The sequence below is a fragment of the Mucilaginibacter sp. P1_D10 genome, from assembly GCF_056406215.1.
Window position 1 is genome coordinate 82,039 of the sequence record NZ_JBFUAP010000016.1, and the last position, 20,670, is coordinate 102,708.

At 42.8% G+C, this 20,670-nt stretch carries 19 protein-coding genes; 14 read left to right on the forward strand and 5 right to left on the reverse strand.

Annotated features, from left to right (window positions below; all coding sequences use genetic code 11):
* Nucleotides 1–83: 83 nt before the first annotated feature.
* Together AC1DYT_RS21765 and AC1DYT_RS21770 are read left to right on the forward strand one after the other, a co-directional pair.
* Nucleotides 84–476 (forward strand): bactofilin family protein, encoded by a 393-nt coding sequence (locus tag AC1DYT_RS21765; protein WP_477471620.1) that lies wholly within the window; start codon nucleotides 84–86, stop codon nucleotides 474–476.
* Nucleotides 477–827: 351 nt separating this feature from the next.
* Nucleotides 828–2,057 carry a multidrug effflux MFS transporter gene (locus AC1DYT_RS21770; RefSeq protein WP_477471621.1) on the forward strand — a complete coding sequence of 410 codons (1,230 nt, stop codon included), beginning with the start codon at nucleotides 828–830 and terminating at the stop codon, nucleotides 2,055–2,057.
* Nucleotides 2,058–2,395: 338 nt separating this feature from the next.
* Here the strand turns inward: AC1DYT_RS21770 and AC1DYT_RS21775 are convergent, their stop codons facing one another.
* Complete coding sequence (locus tag AC1DYT_RS21775) at nucleotides 2,396–2,788, reverse strand: hypothetical protein (RefSeq protein WP_477471622.1); 393 nt, start codon at nucleotides 2,786–2,788, stop codon at nucleotides 2,396–2,398.
* Between the two features lie 103 nt (nucleotides 2,789–2,891).
* Between AC1DYT_RS21775 and AC1DYT_RS21780 the strand changes: the two genes are divergently transcribed.
* Together AC1DYT_RS21780 and AC1DYT_RS21785 are read left to right on the forward strand one after the other, a co-directional pair.
* A complete protein-coding gene (locus tag AC1DYT_RS21780) occupies nucleotides 2,892–4,430 on the forward strand; it encodes an alpha-N-arabinofuranosidase (protein ID WP_477471623.1) in 1,539 nt (512 codons plus the stop codon).
* A gap of 325 nt (nucleotides 4,431–4,755) precedes the next feature.
* Nucleotides 4,756–6,936 carry an ATP-binding protein gene (locus AC1DYT_RS21785; protein ID WP_477471624.1) on the forward strand — a complete coding sequence of 727 codons (2,181 nt, stop codon included), beginning with the start codon at nucleotides 4,756–4,758 and terminating at the stop codon, nucleotides 6,934–6,936.
* Here AC1DYT_RS21785 and AC1DYT_RS21790 read toward each other — a convergent pair.
* The 3 genes from AC1DYT_RS21790 to AC1DYT_RS21800 are packed head-to-tail and all read right to left on the reverse strand — an operon-like array spanning nucleotide 6,933 to nucleotide 7,788.
* Entirely contained in the window at nucleotides 6,933–7,094 is a 162-nt protein-coding gene (locus AC1DYT_RS21790; RefSeq protein ID WP_477471625.1) for a hypothetical protein, read from the reverse strand. The genes AC1DYT_RS21785 and AC1DYT_RS21790 overlap by 4 nt on opposite strands.
* A 57-nt stretch (nucleotides 7,095–7,151) precedes the next feature.
* The gene (locus tag AC1DYT_RS21795; RefSeq protein WP_477471626.1) at nucleotides 7,152–7,307 is read right to left on the reverse strand and encodes a hypothetical protein; all 156 of its coding nucleotides are present in this window, start codon (nucleotides 7,305–7,307) and stop codon (nucleotides 7,152–7,154) included.
* Nucleotides 7,282–7,788: a sigma factor-like helix-turn-helix DNA-binding protein gene (locus tag AC1DYT_RS21800; protein WP_477471627.1), complete on the reverse strand. Its 507-nt coding sequence runs from the start codon at nucleotides 7,786–7,788 to the stop codon at nucleotides 7,282–7,284. The genes AC1DYT_RS21795 and AC1DYT_RS21800 overlap by 26 nt, the downstream gene beginning before the upstream one ends.
* Before the next feature lie 225 nt (nucleotides 7,789–8,013).
* On the opposite strand from AC1DYT_RS21800, the gene AC1DYT_RS21805 reads away from it, so the two are divergent.
* Entirely contained in the window at nucleotides 8,014–8,724 is a 711-nt protein-coding gene (locus AC1DYT_RS21805; RefSeq protein WP_477471628.1) for a peptidase associated/transthyretin-like domain-containing protein, read from the forward strand.
* A 1-nt stretch (nucleotide 8,725) separates the two neighbouring features.
* Here the strand turns inward: AC1DYT_RS21805 and AC1DYT_RS21810 are convergent, their stop codons facing one another.
* Nucleotides 8,726–9,202: a DUF4126 family protein gene (locus AC1DYT_RS21810; protein WP_477471629.1), complete on the reverse strand. Its 477-nt coding sequence runs from the start codon at nucleotides 9,200–9,202 to the stop codon at nucleotides 8,726–8,728.
* A 376-nt stretch (nucleotides 9,203–9,578) separates the two neighbouring features.
* Here AC1DYT_RS21810 and AC1DYT_RS21815 point away from each other — a divergent pair, with 376 nt between their 5' ends.
* The 9 genes from AC1DYT_RS21815 (at nucleotide 9,579) to AC1DYT_RS21855 (ending at nucleotide 20,652) form a co-directional block, all read left to right on the forward strand.
* Nucleotides 9,579–11,090 (forward strand): family 43 glycosylhydrolase, encoded by a 1,512-nt coding sequence (locus AC1DYT_RS21815; RefSeq protein WP_477471630.1) that lies wholly within the window; start codon nucleotides 9,579–9,581, stop codon nucleotides 11,088–11,090.
* 214 nt (nucleotides 11,091–11,304) lie between these two features.
* Nucleotides 11,305–11,931 carry a hypothetical protein gene (locus AC1DYT_RS21820; RefSeq protein ID WP_477471631.1) on the forward strand — a complete coding sequence of 209 codons (627 nt, stop codon included), beginning with the start codon at nucleotides 11,305–11,307 and terminating at the stop codon, nucleotides 11,929–11,931.
* Complete coding sequence (locus AC1DYT_RS21825) at nucleotides 11,834–13,450, forward strand: heavy metal translocating P-type ATPase (protein WP_477471632.1); 1,617 nt, start codon at nucleotides 11,834–11,836, stop codon at nucleotides 13,448–13,450. The genes AC1DYT_RS21820 and AC1DYT_RS21825 overlap by 98 nt, the downstream gene beginning before the upstream one ends.
* 363 nt (nucleotides 13,451–13,813) lie before the next feature.
* Nucleotides 13,814–14,104 carry a helix-turn-helix domain-containing protein gene (locus AC1DYT_RS21830; protein WP_477471633.1) on the forward strand — a complete coding sequence of 97 codons (291 nt, stop codon included), beginning with the start codon at nucleotides 13,814–13,816 and terminating at the stop codon, nucleotides 14,102–14,104.
* A 6-nt stretch (nucleotides 14,105–14,110) separates the two neighbouring features.
* Nucleotides 14,111–15,322 (forward strand): DNA cytosine methyltransferase, encoded by a 1,212-nt coding sequence (locus tag AC1DYT_RS21835; RefSeq protein WP_477471634.1) that lies wholly within the window; start codon nucleotides 14,111–14,113, stop codon nucleotides 15,320–15,322.
* Nucleotides 15,322–16,404 carry a DNA cytosine methyltransferase gene (locus AC1DYT_RS21840; RefSeq protein WP_477471635.1) on the forward strand — a complete coding sequence of 361 codons (1,083 nt, stop codon included), beginning with the start codon at nucleotides 15,322–15,324 and terminating at the stop codon, nucleotides 16,402–16,404. Before AC1DYT_RS21835 ends, AC1DYT_RS21840 begins: the two co-directional genes overlap by 1 nt.
* Nucleotides 16,404–18,497, forward strand: a complete 2,094-nt coding sequence (locus tag AC1DYT_RS21845) for a winged helix-turn-helix domain-containing protein (RefSeq protein WP_477471636.1) — start codon at nucleotides 16,404–16,406, stop codon at nucleotides 18,495–18,497. Before AC1DYT_RS21840 ends, AC1DYT_RS21845 begins: the two co-directional genes overlap by 1 nt.
* Before the next feature lie 2 nt (nucleotides 18,498–18,499).
* Nucleotides 18,500–19,639: an AAA family ATPase gene (locus tag AC1DYT_RS21850; protein WP_477471637.1), complete on the forward strand. Its 1,140-nt coding sequence runs from the start codon at nucleotides 18,500–18,502 to the stop codon at nucleotides 19,637–19,639.
* Between the two features lie 5 nt (nucleotides 19,640–19,644).
* Nucleotides 19,645–20,652, forward strand: coding sequence for a hypothetical protein (locus tag AC1DYT_RS21855; protein ID WP_477471638.1), 1,008 nt, complete (start codon nucleotides 19,645–19,647; stop codon nucleotides 20,650–20,652).
* Nucleotides 20,653–20,670 lie beyond the last annotated feature (18 nt).

Here is a 20,670-nt window from a genome sequence, read left to right on the forward strand (position 1 = left end):
CTATAAACCATTCACCACTCACCTAATCAACCATTCACTCAATATTAACCACTCTCCACTCACCCAATCAATCACTTCCCCCCATGGCAATCTTCAGTAAAAAAGAAAAAGTAGCGCTGGACCTCCAGGCAATATCAACCCTCATCAGCGAAGGCGCGGTATTAGACGGCAACCTTAAAGCCCCCGCTTTTGCCCGTATAGATGGCACCGTAAACGGCAACATCACGGTTGATGAAGGCCTCATCCTTGGCGAAAAAGGCGTGGTTAAAGGCAATATTATTACCAAAGAAATTGTGGTTTATGGCAAAGTTACCGGCAATATAACCGCATCATCTTTAGAGATCCGCAGCACGGGTAATATTGCAGGCGATATAAAAACCGCTACGCTGCAGGTTGAAGTGGGCGGTGTACACAACGGCAGCCTGAGCATGGCCCCGATTGTTGCCGGCAAAACTATTGGCGAGAAAGCAGCGTAATTCAGTCTGAACCATGATTATTGGGATTTAAGGATTGCCATGATGGATTTTCAAAATCCTTTCATCCCTTCATCAAGTAAATCAAGGTTCAGACAGCAGGCAATGCCAATCTATCTGAACCATGATGAAAGGATTTTAGGATTGCCTGACGATGCAAGGTATCCTATAACCCCCTTCATCCTAAAAATCAAGGCTCAATCATCAGCGACATCATTTAATCATTAAAACGGCGTAGCCATCTTGAGCACTAAATAAAAAATTAATACTTCGCGAAAAATCAGCGGTTCACTTTAATGCAATAATTTACCTCCGCTTTCCTGCATCTCAAATTAAAGCGCGTTATTTACGGGCATGACCAAGCAACGCTATTTCCTGCTGATACTGATATTGGGTGCGCTAACGGCATTGGGGCCTTTCTCTATAGACATGTACTTGTCCAGCTTCCCGGCCATCGCCAAATCGCTGCACACCACTACCGAGAACGTGGCGCTCTCGCTCGCCAGTTTCTTCATCGGTATATCGGCCGGGCAGTTGCTTTACGGGCCATTGCTGGATAGGTTTGGCCGCAAACGGCCGCTGTATTTCGGGCTGGCATTATACATCATCGCATCCATCGGCTGCTATTTTGCGGGCAGCATCGAGATGCTCATCGGGCTGCGTTTTGTGCAGGCCATAGGTAGTTGCGCGGCTGCCGTAGCCTCAATGACTATGGTACGCGATCTGTTCCCGGTGAAAGATAATGCTAAGGTTTTTGCATTATTGATACTGGTGCTGGGCGCATCGCCGCTTATTGCACCTACGGTGGGTGGTTCTGTGAGCGCAACGCTGGGCTGGCACGTAATATTCCTTATCCTTGCTGTAATAGCGGTGCTGATAAGCCTTGCCGTGATATTCCTGCTGCCCGAGAGCTACCCGCCAGATCCATCCTATTCGCTTGCGCCTTTGCCTATTATCAACAGCTTTTGGGGTGTACTGAAAACGCCGCAATTTTACACTTATAGCTTTTGCGGTGCTCTGGCATTTTCGGGCCTGTTCGCCTATATCGCAGCATCGCCCATTGTTTTTATGGAGGTATTTAAGGTGAGCGCCAAAACCTACATCTGGATATTCGCCCTGCTTTCCGTCGGGTTCATCGGCTCCAGCCAGGTAAACAGTATGCTGGTAAAGAAATACAAAAGCGAACAGATCGTAAACGCGGTAATGATAGCCATGGTAGGCATAGCTGTGGTGTTTTTAATTGGCGCGCTGCAAGGCTGGCTGGGCCTGGTGGGTACCATCATCATGATATTCAGCATACTGTGCTGCGTGGGCCTCCTTAGCCCCAATACATCGGCGTTAGCGCTGGCACCTTTCGAGAAGAACGCAGGCGTGGCTTCCTCCCTGTTAGGCGCATCGCAAATGGCCATCGGCTCGGCAGTATCGGTTGGCATAAGCCTGTTCAAAGCCAAATCGGCCGTGCCCATGGCATCGGTCATCATCGTATCCAGCGCAATGGCTTTGTGCTTATTGTTAATTGGCAGGCGGTTTATCAAAACCAAAGTGGAGGCTAAGCAAAGCGGCGGCGTGGTAGCGGCACATTAACACGATTTATTGATTGAGCTATTTACACGATTTTTTGAGCCGATTGCACCGATTGTATTGATTCCACAGAATTCCTTTGATTTTTCACCGTAGAGACGCAATATTTTGCGTCTCAGATTTGCAATGACGATTTGCCTGGGTGATTTGCATGCGGGAGACGCTGATTTAGGTTGATTTCACCGATTGTCTGAACTCGAATTAAACGAATTAACGAATATTCAGAATTTTGCTTTATCCCGACGGGGATGATTCTGGCAATTCTTAAAATTCCGCTAAAATTCGAGTTCAGAAATTAACTGCAAACTGTTACTGCTACTGCCACTACAAACTGCCACTGCCTACTCCCTAACCGCCGTCACCCTCGAACCATCCGCTCCCAGCGTTTCAAAGATGATCTTCTTATCCGATAATTCGTTTACCGAAAAAGGGAAATCGCGGGTTTTGCCCTCGCCCAGGTCCTCGGTATATTTTATATCCTGCCCTGCGGTAGTAAACTTCCCTTGCGAAAGCACCTTGCCGCTCCAGTATATCTGCAAGGTATTGTCTTTATTAAAAACGATGCTAGGCTTTTCGTCTGCAATAACAAAGCGGGTTACGCTATCGCCGGGCGATGCGGGTTTCTCTACCCGTATGTAATTCCATTTGCCGTACAGGCGTTCGGGACTTAGCCCGGGCTTGCAAGCGGCAAAAAGTACAGGAATCAGAGCTATCGCGATGGCGTATTTTTTCATGTTATGAGATGATTCACCAAATTTATCGCAATCCGTTTGCATAAGCCAAAAAAATACCTACTTTTATAATTGTTAAAACAACACTTATTAATTATAACCAATTATGAAGAAGTACTTACTCTTGCTATTTATGGCGGGGCAGTCGGCTGCGTTTGCCCAAAGCAACGGCAGCATCACCATCTCCAACGATTCTAAGGAAATCATCAGCAGGCACATTTACGGTCAATTTGCAGAGCACCTGGGCCGTGGCATTTACGATGGTTTTTGGGTAGATAAAAACCTGCCCGTGAAAAAGCAGGGTAGGATACGGCTTGACCTGGTAGCCGCCCTAAAAAAAATAAAAATACCCAACCTGCGCTGGCCGGGCGGCTGCTTTGCCGATGAATACCACTGGCGCGATGGCATTGGCCCCGCCGCAAACCGCCCCCGCATGGTAAACACCAACTGGGGTGGCGTTACCGAAGATAACAGCTTTGGCACGCACGAATTTTTAGAACTTGCCAAACTGCTGGGTACCGAGCCATACATTGCCGGCAACCTGGGCAGCGGTACGGTAGATGAGATGAGCAAATGGATAGAGTACCTTAACAGCAACAGTACCAGCACAGTAGTACAGCAACGTAAGGCAAACGGCCAGGCCGATTCTTATAAAGTATCTTTTTGGGGCGTAGGCAACGAAAACTGGGGCTGCGGCGGAAACATGACTGCCGAATACTACGCCAACGAGTTTAGGCGTTATGCGTCCTTCGCTAAGGATTACCCCGGTGCGAAATTGAAGAAAATTGCCAGCGGCGCCAACTCTGATGATTACCACTGGACCGAAACCCTTATGAAAAACATCCCTAACAATATGATGTGGGGCGTATCTATGCATTATTACACTCTCCCTACAGGCAACTGGGGCAAAAAGGGCTCGGCAACCAGCTTTAGCGAAGCCGAGTACTTTAACACCATGGTAAACTGCATACATATGGACGACCTGGTTACCAAACATGCCGCCATAATGGATAAATACGATCCGGATAAAAAAGTGGCCCTTGTAGTTGATGAGTGGGGTATTTGGACCGACCCTGAACCAGGCCCCAGCGCCGGTGTCCTGTACCAACAGAACAGCCTGCGCGATGCACTGATAGCAGGTACCACGCTGAACATATTCAACAACCACTGCGATAGGGTGAAAATGGCCGAACTGGCCCAAACCGTAAACGTATTGCAGGCGCTTATCCTCACCCAAAAAGAGAAGATGATCCTCACCCCTACCTACCACATATTTGATATGTACCAGGTGCACCAGGATGCCAAATACCTCAACATCAAACTCAACTCGCCCGATTATGAGGTGGATGGCAAAAAAATAGCTGCCGTAAACGTTTCTGCTTCGCAGGATGCTAACGGTAAAATTCACATCTCCTTAGTAAACCTGGATCTGCACAACACCGTTACCATAAGCACCGCGCTTAAGGATATCGTATGGACCAACGTGAAAGGCACCATCCTTACCTCGGCCAATATTACCGATGTAAACACCTTCGAGCAGCCCAATAAATTAACCTTGAAAAATTTCACCGGCGCCAAAAAAGACGATGATAAGCTGGTAGTTACGCTGCCATCTAAATCGATAGTAACGCTGGAACTGAACTAAGGGGTTGAAGCGCGGCGCCGTTACCCGGCGACGCTGTCAGTCCACTGTATAATGCCCTACTGTTAGCTTTAACAAGCAAACAGTAGGGTTTGTTGTAAATAGGGCATTTTACATGTACCCTGCCCACAATTTCCTACACTTCACATTTAAAAAATTACCTTAAACGAAAAAATAGCTATCGGTAGTTTAAAAACAACTCTTAAAAGGAATAAACCCGACTGTGGCATCACCATTGCACTAAGTGTAAAAAAAACACAAAGCTAACGCCTATTTCAACTATCACAAATAAAGCCGTTTGCTATTAAAAAAAATTACTTAGACCTGAATGATGATTGCCGGTGTAAAAAAAGTCCCCCTATTACGCTACTGCCTTATTGTAATGCTTATCGTCGTCCTTTCGGGCAGTGCTTTTTACTTGTACCTGCATTACAACAAAGCCGAAAAGATACGCAGTAGTTTCCAGCAGATGATCAGTGCCCGCGAAAACTCGGCCCTGATAGATAGCTGCATTGTAGAGCTTTACAGTGCCGATAACAGCGGCCGCATGTATGCCCTCACCTCCAAAAAAGATTACTTCGTACGGTTCAACAAGCAAATAAACAGCATCCACAGTATTATTGATACCATTAATCACCGCAACAGAGCTACCTCCAGCCTTGCGCAGGATGCAGAGCTGGGCAGGCTCATCAGCGAGAAATCATTAAAGACAGACAGCTACATCCGCTTGATGGCACTTACCGATAGTTTGCTGAGGTCGGCACGCAAAATTAACACAGGTTTAGGCAATGCCGATAACAAATACCTGATGCAGCCTGTGGTGAAGCGCGTAAAAACCGAGATACACGTAGATACCATACGCCCCTTGCTTACAGCGTCGGCTCCGGTAAAGAAAAAGGGCTTCTTAGGCCGTTTGTTCGGTAAAAAAGAAAAGCAGCAAGAAGCCAAAATGGCCCCCCTGCTGGTACAGCGAACTACCGATACCACCATTACCACCATGACGCCTACGCCAAAAGTGGCCCGCGTGTACAACAATTATTACAGCAAGCTTTACGAGGCCAACAACAACCTGCGCAAGAACGAACTGGAGATGCTGGAGATAAACAACCGCCTCATTAGCCAGATCATCAGCAGCCTGAAGAAATATAAAGTAGCCGAGCAACAGTACATAACCGCCAGCAAACAGGATGTGAACAGCAACGTTTCTACGGTGTTGTACGAGCTGAGGAAGCTGTCGGGCCTGATGTTTATCCTGCTTACCCTGGTGGTGGCGATAATCCTGTACAACATCTGGAAGATATTCAAGAACGAGGAGGAAATGTTGATTTACACCGAAAAAGCCGAGAACTACGCTTTATCGAAGAGCCGTTTTATGGCCAGCATGAGCCATGAGATACGCACGCCGCTCAACTCCATTATCGGTTTTTCTGAACAGCTTACCCAAAGCGAAATGAACGAGCCGCAAAAAGAGCAAATCAATGCCATCCGCAGTTCATCGGAAATGCTGCTGGATGTGGTGAACGAGATACTGGATTTTAGCAAGTACGAAACCGGCAAGATGAACTTTGAGGCAGCACCCTTTAAGCCTTATGAAGCCATTGCCGGCGTGGTTAACAGCATGCAGGTGCAAGCCGGGAAAAAAGGCATCGTACTTAACCACCAGATTGATTTCGACAAGGATGTTTGCTTACAGGGCGACTGTTTCCGCCTGAAGCAGGTGGTTATGAATTTGGTGAGCAATGCCATCAAGTTCACCCCCCGCGGCTCGGTATTTATCAATGCTTTCATTACCGATGGGCGGCAGCCCGGCTTCAACGTACTGAACGTGTACGTGCGCGATACCGGTTTGGGTATCGATAAAGACAACCTGCCATTTATATTCGATGAGTTTTCGCAGGTGTCATCGGCACAAAAAGCAACCAACACGCCGGGCACCGGCCTGGGGTTGGCCATCGTAAAAAAAATAGTAGAGCTACAGGGCGGCAGTATCAATGTAACCAGTAATGTTGGCAAGGGCTCTATATTCAGTTTTAAGTTACCCATGCAGTTAAACGCTACGGACGCCTGCAAAGCAACAGAAACGCAAAGCACAGTTAACCCCAGGGAATTGGTTGCAGGCAAGCGTGTATTGGTGGCCGAGGATAATAAGCTGAACGTGCTGCTGGTAAGCACCATCCTTAAAAAATGGGGCCTTATCTTCGATGTAGCCTGCGATGGCCGCGAGGCCCTGCAGCTTTTTGAAGACCATACGTACGACATCATCCTTACCGATATCGAGATGCCTGAAATGGGCGGAATAGAATTTTCGCAACTGGTGCGTGCAAACGGCAACCCGCAGAAAGCGTCGCTACCTATATTGGCGCTTACGGCCAATGTATTGAAAGAAGACCGGGATAAGTACCTATCCGTAGGTATTACCGGCGTGGTGCTGAAACCATTCTCAGAACGTAACCTTATTGATAACGTTGCAGCCGCCCTTAGCGGCGAGCCGGTGATGGTAAATAGCTAAGCGTTCTTTTTAATGGCCTTGCCCAGTGCGCGCTCTGCTTTTTTCACCTCGTCTTTTTCGCTTAGGGGTCCTTCGGTTTTCAATTCTTTTTGTTTTGAGGCTGCTGGGTTAATTGCGCCGTTACTTTTGTTGCCAGCTTTTTCTGTTGATGATGCCATAATGTTATTCTCCTTATCAAAGAATAACTTATCATGTTGTAAAAGGTTTACGAAAACTTAACGCAGATGGGTATATTCCAGCTGTTGCAGGGCAAAGTTCACCTTGGGGTATTGGGCTCTCATGTACATCAGTTCGCTCACCTCAGCTTCGGTGGCCGTGCCTGTAACAAAGGCCTCTAAAATACCACTATCTATATACTGCTGCTGTATCATTGCGCTGGTTCCTGATAACGTTGAACGATTCTTTTAGTATCTGCCTGATGGCTTCCTCCGACTTATTCAGTTCGACTGCCAGCGTGCCGGTGCTTTTGCCATGATAATGGATGCCGCAAAATACCTGGCGTTGCTCGGGCTCCATCAAATCTGTAAACTTATTGCGCTGTTCGGGCAAGGCATTAGGTTTTGCGGCCTGGTCGGCACATTCAACAACGGTTTCTAAAAAGGAAGTCAGCTTTTTACGCGCTATTATCTGCAACTGGCAAAAGGTATTTACGCCGGGTTTGGTAATGGCCTGTATATCGGTAAACTGCAAGCCGTTGAAAATATCTACCAGGCATTGTTCGGCAATGGGTTTGCTCTTTGTGACCTCAAAAAGGAAACCAAGCAGCATACTTCCGTAGCTGTTATACAAATCTTGCCGGGTTTGTACGCCATTTGGCAAAGCCGAGCCGTGGTTAGTTAAGTTCTTCTCCAAAATGGGGTCGGGTATAAATGCGTATAAGCGTAATCAAAAATGAAAGGATATTAGGTTTTTATGCCAATAAATATACTGTTTAAATACAAATCTGGGGTTAAAAAAATTTCTTTCTATAATAATTCAGACAGTGTAAGCCCGTGTTCCGCAATGTTCAACTGTTAAATTTAGTTAAATCCCCGGCACTCATTATCAGCATGCTACCTTTTTTTATACTTTTAAGCCATGCCTAAATATCTGCTGATTTTTGCCCTCCTGTTATCCTATTCGGCTGCGTTGGCCCAGGGCACATTCAAGGGGCGCGTGTTTGAGGATAAAACACGCGTAGGTCTCGGCAATATCTGGATAGAGAACCTCAACAATAAGCAGAATACGCTATCAGACAAAAAGGGTAACTTTTCGATCCCCGCCAAACTTGGCGACCTGGTTTTATTCAAAAGCTTTGGCTACTATAACGATACCGCAGTGGTTACCAGCCTTGGCAATTCCGAAATATTTATGTTGCCTCAGAACATACAGCTTAAGCAGGTAGATATCACCACTACCGATTTGGCGAAGAAGTTCAAAGATTACGATAAGGAATACCATGGCCAGACGATGGTTTACCACCGCGACCGCATGGGCAACTTAGATGGTGGCGCGGTTTTTCGCGTGCATTACTGGAAAAAAGGCGAGCGCGATAAAGCTAAACTGGCCAAAAAACTGCATGATTTTGATATGATGGACCGCATCCATGAGCTCTTTGTGCCCGCAACTGTAGGTCAATACGTACCCCTTAAGGGCGAGGAACTGGATAACTTCATCAGCCTATACACCCCCAGCGTGAAAGTCTTCGACCGTAAGGACTTTAATATGATAACTTACATGAGCGATAGCTACAAGCAATACCAGGCGCTGCCGCCCGATAAGCGGAAGCCAGCTACTTTGAATAATTAAATTATCCCTTCAAGATAGACAAGCCCGTACCAAGGGCCACCACATCTTCTACCGCGCCAACAACCGGGTCTTTTACATGAGGTATTTTATCGGCATACTTGCGCAGGTAAAAACTGGCGAAAGTGGCCGCTAAGGCCGATGCGCCGCCTAACAGCATACCATCTATAACGCTTTGCCGGTTGGCCTTGAATATGGTTGCACCCACGAACGCGCCCGATACCACGCGCCCCAGTAGCTGCGGCATGCCAATCCTATCCGGCGCAGTAGGCAGTTTATCGCCGGCAATTTCGGCAACAGAAAGCAGCTTGGTAATAACGGCAGTAACCGGCATTTGTATAAACCGCAGCGCAGAGCTCGACAGGGCCGGATTGGGGTGATTGCTTAAATAATGACTAGCCAGCATGGGCGCAATAGTAGCGCGCATACCCGCAACAGCGCCCAGCCCCACAGTTTGCCATATTACATTAGGTGTTTTCATGATGTTACAACAAGGGGGATGGGTTATAGTTTGGAATAAGTGCAAGCCGCCTAGTTGCATACAGGCGGAGGACGCCCGGATGGGCAGAACTAAGCGGACAGGATCAATTATCGATTAATCATTCACAACTACAACAGGCTGCCTTATATAAGTTTCACTATCCAGTTGGCCCACCAGCCATACTGCCAGATCGGCCCTTGTAATACCGTGAGCTGCCGATTGAATTCCCTAATTGTTGAACATTATTTAAGTGTATATTGCACAATTATTATCAACGGCAATCTATTCAACAAGCAGAACAGTTCAATCCAAAATTGAACTTTATAAAACCATCCGTTTAATAACAGTTAACAGTAAGACTTTTCAATTTAAAGAGATGAAGATATATTTTAGGTTTTTGATATTTGCTTTAACCTTTTTTTCGCTGACTGCGTACGCGCAGAATAAACGCGGCCATAGAAGTCCTGTAAGTTATCTGAACCCCATTTTCGCCGGAGATTATGCCGATCCCAGTATTTTGCGGGATGGCAAAGACTATTATATGGTCCATTCATCTTTTGAATATTATCCGGGCCTGTTAATTTGGCATTCAACCGATCTCATTCATTGGAAACCGGTCACCCATGCCCTGCATAAATATGTCGGTTCTGTTTGGGCGCCTGATCTGGTGAAGTATAAGAACAAATTCTACATCTATTTTCCTGCAAATAATACAAACTATGTTGTAACCGCTCCATCAATTGAGGGGCCGTGGAGTGAACCGGTTGAGTTGAAGATGAATTATATCGATCCGGGCCATTTTGTGGATGCAGCAGGCAAACGTTATTTGTACTTCAATAACGGTGGATATGTCCCCCTATCAGACGATGGACTTTCTGTTGCCGGAGAGATCAAGCATGTATACGACGGGTGGAAAATACCAGCCGAGTGGTCTATCGAATGTTTTTGCATGGAAGGCCCCAAAATGGCTAAACGAGGAGATTATTATTACCTAACTGTAGCTGAAGGCGGCACGGCAGGCCCGGCTACCAGTCATATGGTGGTATCGGCACGTTCAAAATCACCTTTCGGACCATGGGAAAATTCTCCCTATAACCCCATCATCAGGACGAACGACCAGTCGGAAAAGTGGTGGTCGAAAGGGCACGGCACCTTGTTTGAGGATGCAAACGGGCAGTGGTGGATGGTGTATCATGCTTATGAAAAAGGTTTTTATAATATGGGCAGGCAAACGTTGCTGGAACCTGTTGAATGGACCGCCGATGGCTGGTATAGAATACCCCATAACACCAAAGCGGGCAAACCTGCTAATAAAATCGTTCAAGCACAATCAACCAGTTCAATTTCATTAAATGACAATTTTAGCAGTAAGGAACTACAACCGCAATGGCAATTCTGGGGTGGCTACGATACCAGCAGATTTCATTTAGAAGATCGTCAGTTAACCGTTACGGCAAAAGGGAGTTCGGTTGCCGATTGTTCACCATTATTATGTATCCCCTACAGTCATTCTTACACAACGCAGGTTGAATTGGAAATGGAAGGAGATGCGGTGGGAGGCCTGGTTTTGTTTTATAATGACAAAATCTATTCGGGTATACTGGCAGATAAAGAGAATATCCTGGCCAACCTAAGAGGCTGGCAGTTCCCAACTGTTCGTTCAGTCATAAAAAGAAAGGTATTCCTTCGCCTTAAAAACATTAACAGCACGGTAGACATGTACTACAGTCGTGATGGAAAAGAGTGGATCAAAATAGAAAATTCGGTAGAAGTTTCCAGTTATAACCATAATGTGCTGGGTGGGTTTATCAGTTTGCGGCTCGGGCTTTGTTCAATTGGGGAGGGTACAGTAAGATTTAAAAATTTTATTTATGAACCCATCAAATAAGCTGAGACTCTCGGGAACACGAAACTATATTTCCGGCTAAAGAAACAGGATGGAAATGAAATTGTATTTGAACAAGTGTACTTAGCCGGGGAGGTATCAGATGTTGGCCTTACGGAAGTGACCACTATAAAGGAACGCTCAACAAAATCGTCGTTAAAACGACTTTCTTTGTGCTGGCCAAAACGGTGAATACGGCAAAGAGTACAACCACCCTATGAAAAAACAACCACAACATACGGCCGCATCGGCAAAAAAACAACCGAGGGTTGATATATCTACCCCAAAAGATAAAGAAGAAAAGCACAATCATAACCATGAAGAAAACGAAGCCGGTCATGACCATGAACACGGCGGCATATTCGGCAAGAACACCGAACTCATATTTGCGGCGCTATCCGGTGCCTTCCTGGCGTTAGGTTTCGGGCTTTCGTTCGTTCACTCCCTGCCGCCACTAACCAGCACTATACTCTACGGTACCGGCTATTTCTTCGGTGGGTTCTTTACTACAAAAGAAGCTTATGAAGCAATTAGCAAAGGGCAGTTTGAAATCGACTTTTTAATGTTGGTTGCCGCTATTGGTGCTGCATTTTTAGGCCAATGGGCAGAGGGGGCGCTGTTATTATTTCTGTTCAGTTTCGGGCATTCGCTGGAGCACTACGCCATGGAGAAAGCTACCAAATCCATTGCAGCCTTGGCCGACCTCGCACCGAAAATGGCGCGGGCATTCGCTGGAGCACTACGCCATGGAGAAAGCTACCAAATCCATTGCAGCCTTGGCCGACCTCGCACCGAAAATGGCGATAGTGCGCCGGGATGGAAAAGAAACCGAAGTATCGATTGAAGAACTGGTTCTGGGCGACATCATCATCATCAAGCCAAACAGCAAGATTTCTGCAGATGGGGCCGTAATAAAAGGAGAAAGCAGCGTGAATCAGGCACCGATTACAGGGGAAAGTGTACCGGTAGATAAGTCCCCGGTGGCTAACGCCGACAAGGATTACAATGATAAAACACTTAAAGCGGAGAACACGGTATTCGCCGGTACGATAAACGGCAGCCATGTACTGGAAGTTAAAGTAACCAAACTCGCCGCCGATTCAACGTTATCAAGATTGGTAAAATTGGTAAACGACACCGAAGCGCAAAAATCGCCCACGCAACTGTTTACCGATAAGCTGCAAAAATTCTACGTTCCTGCGGTACTCATTTTGGTAGTGCTCTTACTTTTTGCTTATTTGGTTATTGATGAACCCTTTAGTAAAAGCTTTTACCGGGCAATGGCGGTTTTGGTTGCGGCCAGCCCATGTGCATTAGCTATTTCGACACCAAGTGCGGTATTAAGTGCCATCGCCCGCGCAGCAAGAGGTGGTGTGCTTATAAAGGGTGGCGGGCCATTAGAAGAATTGGGCGGCTTAACCGCCATAGCTTTCGATAAAACCGGGACATTAACTGAGGGTAAACCGCAATTAACCGGAGTGATGGCATTAGCCAGGCTTTCCGAAGATGAAGTTTTAGAGATTGCAATTGCTGTTGAAAAACTCAGCGACCACCCCTTAGCTGCGGCCATAGTTAAGGGCGGTTTAGAAAGATTAAAACAGAAAGATATTCCATCGGCCAAAAACTTACAGGCGGTTACCGGGCATGGGGTAAAAGCTACGGTGGATGGCAAAAAAATCGTAATCGGTAACCGCAGCCTCTTTAAGAAACTTTCGGAAGACGTGCATGCCCAGGTTGAAAAGCTGGAAAAAGAAGGCAATACAACCATGTTGATAGAGCAGGATGGCGAAATCGTTGGCTTAATATCACTGATGGATGTACCCCGTAAGGAAGCAAAGAAAACCCTGGCAGAACTGAAGGACCTTGGCATTAAGCGGATGATTATGCTAACGGGCGATAACCAGCAGGTAGCCGAAGCCGTAGCCAAACAAATAGGCATCACCGATGCCATGGGCGGCTTGCTTCCCGAGCAAAAAGTGAAAGCCGTTCAGGATTTGATAAAAAAAGAAAAAAGAGTTGCCATGGTTGGCGACGGCGTAAACGATGCGCCTGCAATGGCAAAAAGCACTGTGGGCATTGCCATGGGGGCAGCCGGTTCAGATGTTGCTTTAGAAACAGCTGATATCGCTTTAATGGCCGATAGGTTGGACAACCTGCCGTTCGCAATTGGCCTGAGCCGCCAGTCGCGCCGCATTATTAAGCAAAACCTGTTCATCAGCTTAGGGATGGTGGCTGTATTAATTCCGTTAACCATATTGGGCATATCAGGCATAGGCCCGGCGGTTATCGGGCACGAGGGCTCAACCCTGGTTGTTGTATTTAATGGCTTGCGGTTACTGGTTTATCAAAACGGGAGGAAGTAACATTCGCAGGTTCGCCTCAGAAATAAAGCGGTGGAGAAAACATAGGGGCTAAGGCCCCCGCATCGGCAAGTGCCTAAACTTGATGAAAGAAAATGCCAAGCGGCTAAGCTTGCGGCCCTGGCATTGGGGTTAGGTAAGCGTGGACGATTTACAAACAGTTGCATTTAGCGGAGGAAGCCTTTATAGGCGGGTAAACTACCGTTTAAAAGTTCACACTTCATAACGATATTTTGTAGTTTAAAATCTACTCAATTATACAAACCGGGTAATTGTTGATAACTTGAATAATTAATTTTGTTACAAATGCAGATGATTAATAGATTTGACAAAATCTGTCAATTCTATATGCAAAACCTAGGCAGCATGATAAGAAAATTACGAGGTGACAATAAATTGCCTTTAAAAGTTGTTGCCTTAGGTATAAATATAGATCAGGCAATTCTAAGCAAAATAGAACGAGGACAGCGCAATGCAACGAGGGCGCAAGTAGTAAAACTTTCAGAATACTTTAAGGCAAATCAAAATGAATTATTAACAATCTGGCTTTCCGAAAAGCTCATTTTGGAGATAAAAGGTGAAGATATTGCTCTTGGTGCATTGAAGCAAGCAGAAGAAATAATCAAGCTGGATTATAAAACAAAGAAAAACAATTAGGCATAGATGGGTAATATTAGTGAATTAGAAGAGACGGTTTTGTCAATAGACGAGGAAAAACCATCCCTGGCAACTGAAGGTCATTTCCTGAATACGGATAAAAAATCGAATGAATTAATTTCGAGTTCAAGGGGTTTTAGTGTAAATGATAAGGTTGAGGAAATACAAGGTTCAAAAATTAATGCAATCGGGCTATTTTCTGGTGCTGGTGGTTTAGATATAGGAACCCAATTGGCTGGCGCAAAAATTATATCAAGCCTGGATTTTGACAAGGATAGCGTTTCTACCATTAGTGCAAATAAATATTTTAGCCATGCCGAGCATATACACAACGACATAAGAAATGTTACGGCAGATGACTACCATAATATAATTAAGGCTAACAATCCTGAAAAATTAATTCTTGTGGGTGGTCCGCCATGTCAACCATTTTCAAAAGCGGGTTATTGGGTTACCCATGAACGGCGAAAAGCAAATGCCGACCCCAGAAACATGATAGGGAATTATTTAACGTTGATTGACGATATTAAACCGGATGGTTTCTTGTTGGAAAATGTTGAAAGCATTCTACACCCGACAAATAAGATTGCTGTTGAGGACCTCATAGAAACTATTGACAAAATGGGGTATCAATTAAATGTTGTTAAAGCAAATGCTATTGAATATGGCGTTCCTCAAAAAAGAAAAAGGGTGTTTTTTATAGCCAGCAAAAAGGCTATGGTAGGGGCACCCAAAAAAACAAATGGAAATAAAGAGGATATCGATTTAAACAGGGATCTTCTTCCGTATGAAAGTGCTTTTAGTTGGATCAATAAATTCGACGGTCCAAGCCTGTTCGAAAAAGAGGAAGTTACGCTAGGAAAAACGTACTCAAGGGAACTTATGGCAGTGCCGCCAGGAAAGAATTATATCGCACTAACCTCAAGAGAAAATTACCCCAATCCCCCTTTTACCGCCGGCACTCGATTTTGGAGTTTTCTTTTAAAATTACACCCCGACCAGCCATCATGGACGATCTCCGCACAGCCTGGACCATGGGTTGGTCCTTTCCATTGGTCCGGTAGAAGATTACGGGTATCAGAAATAGCCGCATTACAAACCTTCCCCGAGGATTATCAATTTGTCGGCTCAAGAAGGTCAATTCAAAAACAGATTGGTAATGCTGTCCCTTGTTTACTTGGAAAAGCGATGGTAGAATACTTAATTGCCAATATTTAATGAGTCTAAAAATAGTAAGTATTTTTTCAGGAGTAGGGGGTATAGATGCGGGATTCGAAAAAGCAGGCTTTGAAACTGTATTTGCGACTGATATCTGGAGTATGGCATGCGAGTCGTTAAAAATAAATTATCCTGGTGCCGAGGTAGTATGTGATACCATCGAAAAAATTGATTTTAGTTCTGTAAAACAAAAACACGGAACAATTGATGGTTTGGTAGGTGGGCCGCCGTGCCCACCTTTCTCTAAGTCGAGATTTTACAGAAAGGAAAAAGGAAGAGGTATGGACGACGAGGATGGATTTATGACTGTATCAAATTATTTTCGTACAGTTGAAGAATTAGACCCCAAATTTTTCTTGTTTGAAAACGTCCATGGGTTTGTGTTTAGTCCACATAAAACCGCCTTAGAGTTTGTAGCATCCGAAGCGCAACGACTTGGATACAAAATTTTTCATAGGGTTATTAATTCTGCCGACTATGGCGTTCCACAACAAAGGCAACGATTTATTTGTGTTGGTGTTAAACGCAAGATGGCAGACTTTGTATTTCCTGATCAAACACATTCAGACCCAAATAAAGCAGTTGACAAAACGGCAAGTTGGGTAACGTGTGGAGACGTATTATCTGATATTGATTTTGACCTTGCCGAAGATGTAAATATGCAAGCTGGTTCAAAGCATAAAGACTTGTTAAGGCTTGTTCCTCCTGGGGATAACTATCTTTTTTTCACAGAAGAAAGGGGCCATACGGAACCGATTTTTAAATGGCGGTCAAGGTATTGGTCATTTTTGTTGAAACTTTCTCCTGATCGGCCGTCTTGGACTATTCAGGCAAGCCATTCTAATAACATGGGGCCTTTTCATTGGAAAAATAGATTTTTGCGAATACAAGAGATAAAAAGGATTCAATCATTTGAAGATGATTATGTTATGTTAGGCTCCTTTAAAGATCAATGGCGGCAGGTTGGCAATGCAGTACCACCATTATTAGCTTATGTAATAGCAAATCAAATAAAAAAACAATATTTTAGTCAAGCGCAAAATAAATTAGTGGTAGACAAAAATAATTTAGAGACATTTTAATGAATCGTTACGAAGCAAATTCAAAGGGAGGAATTGAAGCTGGTGAGCCTTTTACCCGTTTTAATGAGTTTAATGAATTTGAAAAAATTCTTATTGATAATAATTGGAACCCAGCTGAAGTAGGTCAGGGTCAAGGAGGGTATTATTTATTTAAGGTTTTTATTGACTCAAAACAAACTTTCTTACATACTTATTTAAAAAAAGTAACTTTTGGGGGAAGAGAAAACAGGCCCTATGAAAAAAGGGCACAATTTTCTGCTGCACTTGACAGAAGAGGATTTAAAGCGACATCGTCTGCTAATACATTTAAGCTAATATTAGCATTATATAAAAGTTCCGAATCTTCGGAAACAATCATTTGCGCTTGGGATACAGAAGATTGGGGGTATAATGAAGGCCGTGCTTTTAATTGTTTTATTGATGTGAGGGTTATAGCACAATCTATTAAAACTGGATTTGCACAACATAGAACTTCTATTGGTCAAATTGCATGTTGCTTTAAACCGGAATGGTTTTTATATTACCTAAACAACAAAGACAATCTACATAAAAGAATAATTGAAAACCCAGAGCCCCTTACTAACGAAAGAAACGTCTCGACATTAAAAGACGATTTGTTTTCATTAATAGGTGATGGCATTCCTAAGTTCGATGATCTGTTTCAAGTAATAATAGATATTTTAAAAAATCACGAGGGTATTGCCAGTGTGAGCGAAATGGAAGAGGAGGCAGCAGATATTTTTGAATTAACAGATACCGCTCGTCAAACTGTTCATAATGCTGATGAGGGATATAGAACAGAATTGGGGTATCGTTTGGCTTGGGCGAGAAATTATTTAAAACGAGCAGGATTAATAGAAAGTCCGAAGCGATCAATTTGGATGCTTACAGAGGCCGGACAAAATATCATGTTCGTTAATAAAGAGGAAATAAAAAAAATAACCACTGAAAGAGATGTCACTAACGAACTTATTATAAGTTTTTTAAATAATGTTGAGGGGGAAGATGACATAGAAATAGAAAAAAATGAAGAGAACAACGAAATCGAACATCCTTTTGATCCCAATCTAGTAGATATTAAGACTCGAACCATGTCTATGGATTTAATTTTGAAAAGACTGTATAGAGGAGAAATCAATTTAAATACAAGTTTTCAAAGAAAAGCAGGTTTATGGGATATAATAAAACAAAGCAGATTAATTGAATCAATTTTAGTTAAGTTTCCATTGCCAGCTTTTTACTTCGATGGTTCGGACGATAATAATTGGCTTGTAGTGGATGGATTACAACGTCTAAGTTCATTAGATAATTATGTAAACAAACGAACATTCGGCTTACAAAAAATGGAGTTCCTAAGCCAGTTTAACGGAAAGAAGTTTAATGAGTTACCGCCGTATTTACAAAGGAGAATCGAAGAGTTTGAAATTACTTCTTATATAATAGCACAAGGCACCCCCAAAGTACTTAAATTCAATGTCTTTAAACGGATTAATACTGGCGGTTTAACACTTACGTCACAAGAAATTAGAAATGCCTTAAATCAAGGCAGGTCCGCAGATTTTATTAGAAGACTTGCTGATATGCGTTCTTTTAAAATAGCCACGACATTTTCAATCTCCGAAGACCGAATGCTTGATCGAGAATTTGTGACACGTTTTCTTGCTTTTTATATATTCCCATTAGAGGAATATAAATCAGACATGGATTCTTTCCTTAATTCAGCAATGGATACAATTAACAATATGTCGCAAAGCAGACTTGAAGAAATTGCCGTGCAATTTAATATTGCCATGCAAACCGCTTTCAAATTATTTGGTGAAGATGCGTTCAGAAAACGTTACAACAAAACGGACAAACGCAAGCCTATAAATAAGGCCTTATTTGAAGTTTGGTCAGTGTTGATAAGCCGTTTGCAAGAATCCGAAATTAAAACTTTAGTTGACAGAAAAAACACACTGATAAACAATTTTATCGAATTGCTTAACAAAAATCAAGATTTCAATCTTGCTATAACATCTGGAACCAGCGACAGGGTAAAAGTTAAAAAGAGATTCGATGAAATAAATAACATCATAAAAACGACAATATTATAGCTATGATCTCAAATATCTCCATTCAAAACTTTAAATCACTCCAAGAAATTAATATCGAATGTTCGAATTTAAATTTATTGACCGGATTAAATGGAATGGGCAAGTCGTCAATAATTCAAGCGTTATTATTGTTAAGACAATCTTATGTAAAGGGTACTCTGAATAAAAATGGATTAGCGTTAAATGGGGAGTTAGTGGAAATAGGAACTGGTAAAGACGCTCTTTTTCAGAATGCCGAAACGGATCAAATTATTTTCGAATTGCTAATCCGGGAAAAACAAACACAAGCTAATTATCAATGGAAATTTGAATATTCGGCCGACTCCGATATATTGCCTTATGATACAGAGATGACGCCACAGAATTTAGATTCGATATCGCTTTTTAGTAGTACTAATTTTCAATATTTGAATGCAGAAAGGTTAGTCAGGAATCAATATGAAAGATCTGATTTGCAGGTAGTGAAGAATAGGAGTTTAGGTAAAAATGGAGAATTTATGCCTCACTATTTGGAATATTACGGTTCGGAGGAGATACATAGCGCATTAATATACCCGAATACTAATACAAATACTTTAGAAGCCCAAGTCTCCGCATGGCTGAATGAAATCAGCCCAGGCACCAAAGTGAAGATGCAAAAACTTGCAGGAGTTAACGCCATGAAACTAGGGTATGAGTTTGAGACAAATGATGGTGCCAGTAATGAATTTACTGCTACAAATGTTGGATTCGGCATAACATATACCCTTTCAGTAATAGTGGCTTTGTTAAGCGCTCGAGCAGGAGATATTTTAATTATAGAAAACCCCGAATCACACGTCCATCCTCAAGGTCAGTCTGCAATTGGTAGATTAATAGCTATGGTTGCAGGCTTAGGGGTGCAAGTTTTTATCGAGTCGCACAGCGATCACATTTTAAACGGTATATGTGTTGCGCTTCATAGAAATTATATAAGGAATCAAGATGTGAAGTTTTATTTTTTTCAAAAAAAAGAAAGGGAAATTGCTTCATATGTTTATGAAGCTAAAGTAGATCAAAATGGTAGGATTGATGATAGTGTGCTGCAAGACGCAGGATTAGGAGGATATTTTGATCAGATCAATAAAGATTTAAATGAGATTCTTTTCACACCGTCAAATTAACTATAATGCTTGTTTTTTTTAATGAAAGATGTTTAACTGAACGAGATGAATTTCCTGAGAATATTGTCTATTTTTTAAATCAACATTTAGACAGGCTTTATAAAAGTAAAATTAAAGTTTTTTCGAAGTTAGATGACATCAAAAATTGGATTGAGAAATGGAGTGATGTCGACACACAATTAGAGAAAGGGCTACTCACCGCAATTAAAAATGTTTACAATTGTGAAGAAAATTCAGAGCAATTTTATTATTATCATTTCAGGCACCAGGATTTTGTTTTAGGTTTAAGTGAAAATATATCAACTGCGAGTATATCAATAGCAGCAAATAGAATGATGCAAAATCAAAAAGTTGCGGTTTTAACAGTTCCTATCTCGTTGTACAGTAAGCGTCCCAACATCGCTGTTATAAAATCGCCTTACGATTCGAAATATATTGACATCTTGGTCAACATACCTAATTTCAATACAGGGCAAGAAATAATTAATTTTTTCTTGCTGATAAATGAAATTGAACCTCAATTAGGAAAAGATTTTGAAAGATTTAAAATTGAGTACTTAGATTTTTATCAAGAATTCAATAAAACTAATTGGGAGCCTAAAACAATTATAAAATCAATGTTAAGTAGTGAACTGGCATTTCCTGCATTGCAAAAGCCATTTTTGAAAGAAAAAATCTCTAATTTAAAAATTAGGAATATGGACTATGAAACCAATAAAGCCAACTACATGCGATTAGGTGGCGCTATTTTAGAATTGCACGGCTATGTTAAGAATACACGCATTTCAAACTTATACGATGTAGATGTGTATGAAGCAGGTGTAGGAAATGCCAAGCTATTGATATGCATTGATGAAGAAAATGGAGCATTTGAAGTATGTGAAGGTTTATCGGGAGATCATTTGGGGGCTTATAAATATAGTGGTGAGGTACAAAAAAAATATACAAATCGCAACGAATTAAGAGATCATTCATTAACCAAGGAGCATAAGCACTTATTTTTATACGATTAATGAAGCGTAACATCTCAA

Bases quoted from the DNA above. Each gene is read 5' to 3' on its own strand.
- AC1DYT_RS21765 (WP_477471620.1), top strand. From the start codon at position 84: ATGGCAATCTTCAGTAAAAAAGAAAAAGTAGCGCTGGACCTCCAGGCA.
- AC1DYT_RS21770 (WP_477471621.1), top strand. From the start codon at position 828: ATGACCAAGCAACGCTATTTCCTGCTGATACTGATATTGGGTGCGCTA.
- AC1DYT_RS21775 (WP_477471622.1), bottom strand. From the start codon at position 2,788: ATGAAAAAATACGCCATCGCGATAGCTCTGATTCCTGTACTTTTTGCC.
- AC1DYT_RS21780 (WP_477471623.1), top strand. From the start codon at position 2,892: ATGAAGAAGTACTTACTCTTGCTATTTATGGCGGGGCAGTCGGCTGCG.
- AC1DYT_RS21785 (WP_477471624.1), top strand. From the start codon at position 4,756: ATGATGATTGCCGGTGTAAAAAAAGTCCCCCTATTACGCTACTGCCTT.
- AC1DYT_RS21790 (WP_477471625.1), bottom strand. From the start codon at position 7,094: ATGGCATCATCAACAGAAAAAGCTGGCAACAAAAGTAACGGCGCAATT.
- AC1DYT_RS21795 (WP_477471626.1), bottom strand. From the start codon at position 7,307: ATGATACAGCAGCAGTATATAGATAGTGGTATTTTAGAGGCCTTTGTT.
- AC1DYT_RS21805 (WP_477471628.1), top strand. From the start codon at position 8,014: ATGCCTAAATATCTGCTGATTTTTGCCCTCCTGTTATCCTATTCGGCT.
- AC1DYT_RS21810 (WP_477471629.1), bottom strand. From the start codon at position 9,202: ATGAAAACACCTAATGTAATATGGCAAACTGTGGGGCTGGGCGCTGTT.
- AC1DYT_RS21815 (WP_477471630.1), top strand. From the start codon at position 9,579: ATGAAGATATATTTTAGGTTTTTGATATTTGCTTTAACCTTTTTTTCG.
- AC1DYT_RS21820 (WP_477471631.1), top strand. From the start codon at position 11,305: ATGAAAAAACAACCACAACATACGGCCGCATCGGCAAAAAAACAACCG.
- AC1DYT_RS21825 (WP_477471632.1), top strand. From the start codon at position 11,834: ATGGAGAAAGCTACCAAATCCATTGCAGCCTTGGCCGACCTCGCACCG.
- AC1DYT_RS21830 (WP_477471633.1), top strand. From the start codon at position 13,814: ATGATAAGAAAATTACGAGGTGACAATAAATTGCCTTTAAAAGTTGTT.
- AC1DYT_RS21835 (WP_477471634.1), top strand. From the start codon at position 14,111: ATGGGTAATATTAGTGAATTAGAAGAGACGGTTTTGTCAATAGACGAG.
- AC1DYT_RS21840 (WP_477471635.1), top strand. From the start codon at position 15,322: ATGAGTCTAAAAATAGTAAGTATTTTTTCAGGAGTAGGGGGTATAGAT.
- AC1DYT_RS21845 (WP_477471636.1), top strand. From the start codon at position 16,404: ATGAATCGTTACGAAGCAAATTCAAAGGGAGGAATTGAAGCTGGTGAG.
- AC1DYT_RS21850 (WP_477471637.1), top strand. From the start codon at position 18,500: ATGATCTCAAATATCTCCATTCAAAACTTTAAATCACTCCAAGAAATT.
- AC1DYT_RS21855 (WP_477471638.1), top strand. From the start codon at position 19,645: ATGCTTGTTTTTTTTAATGAAAGATGTTTAACTGAACGAGATGAATTT.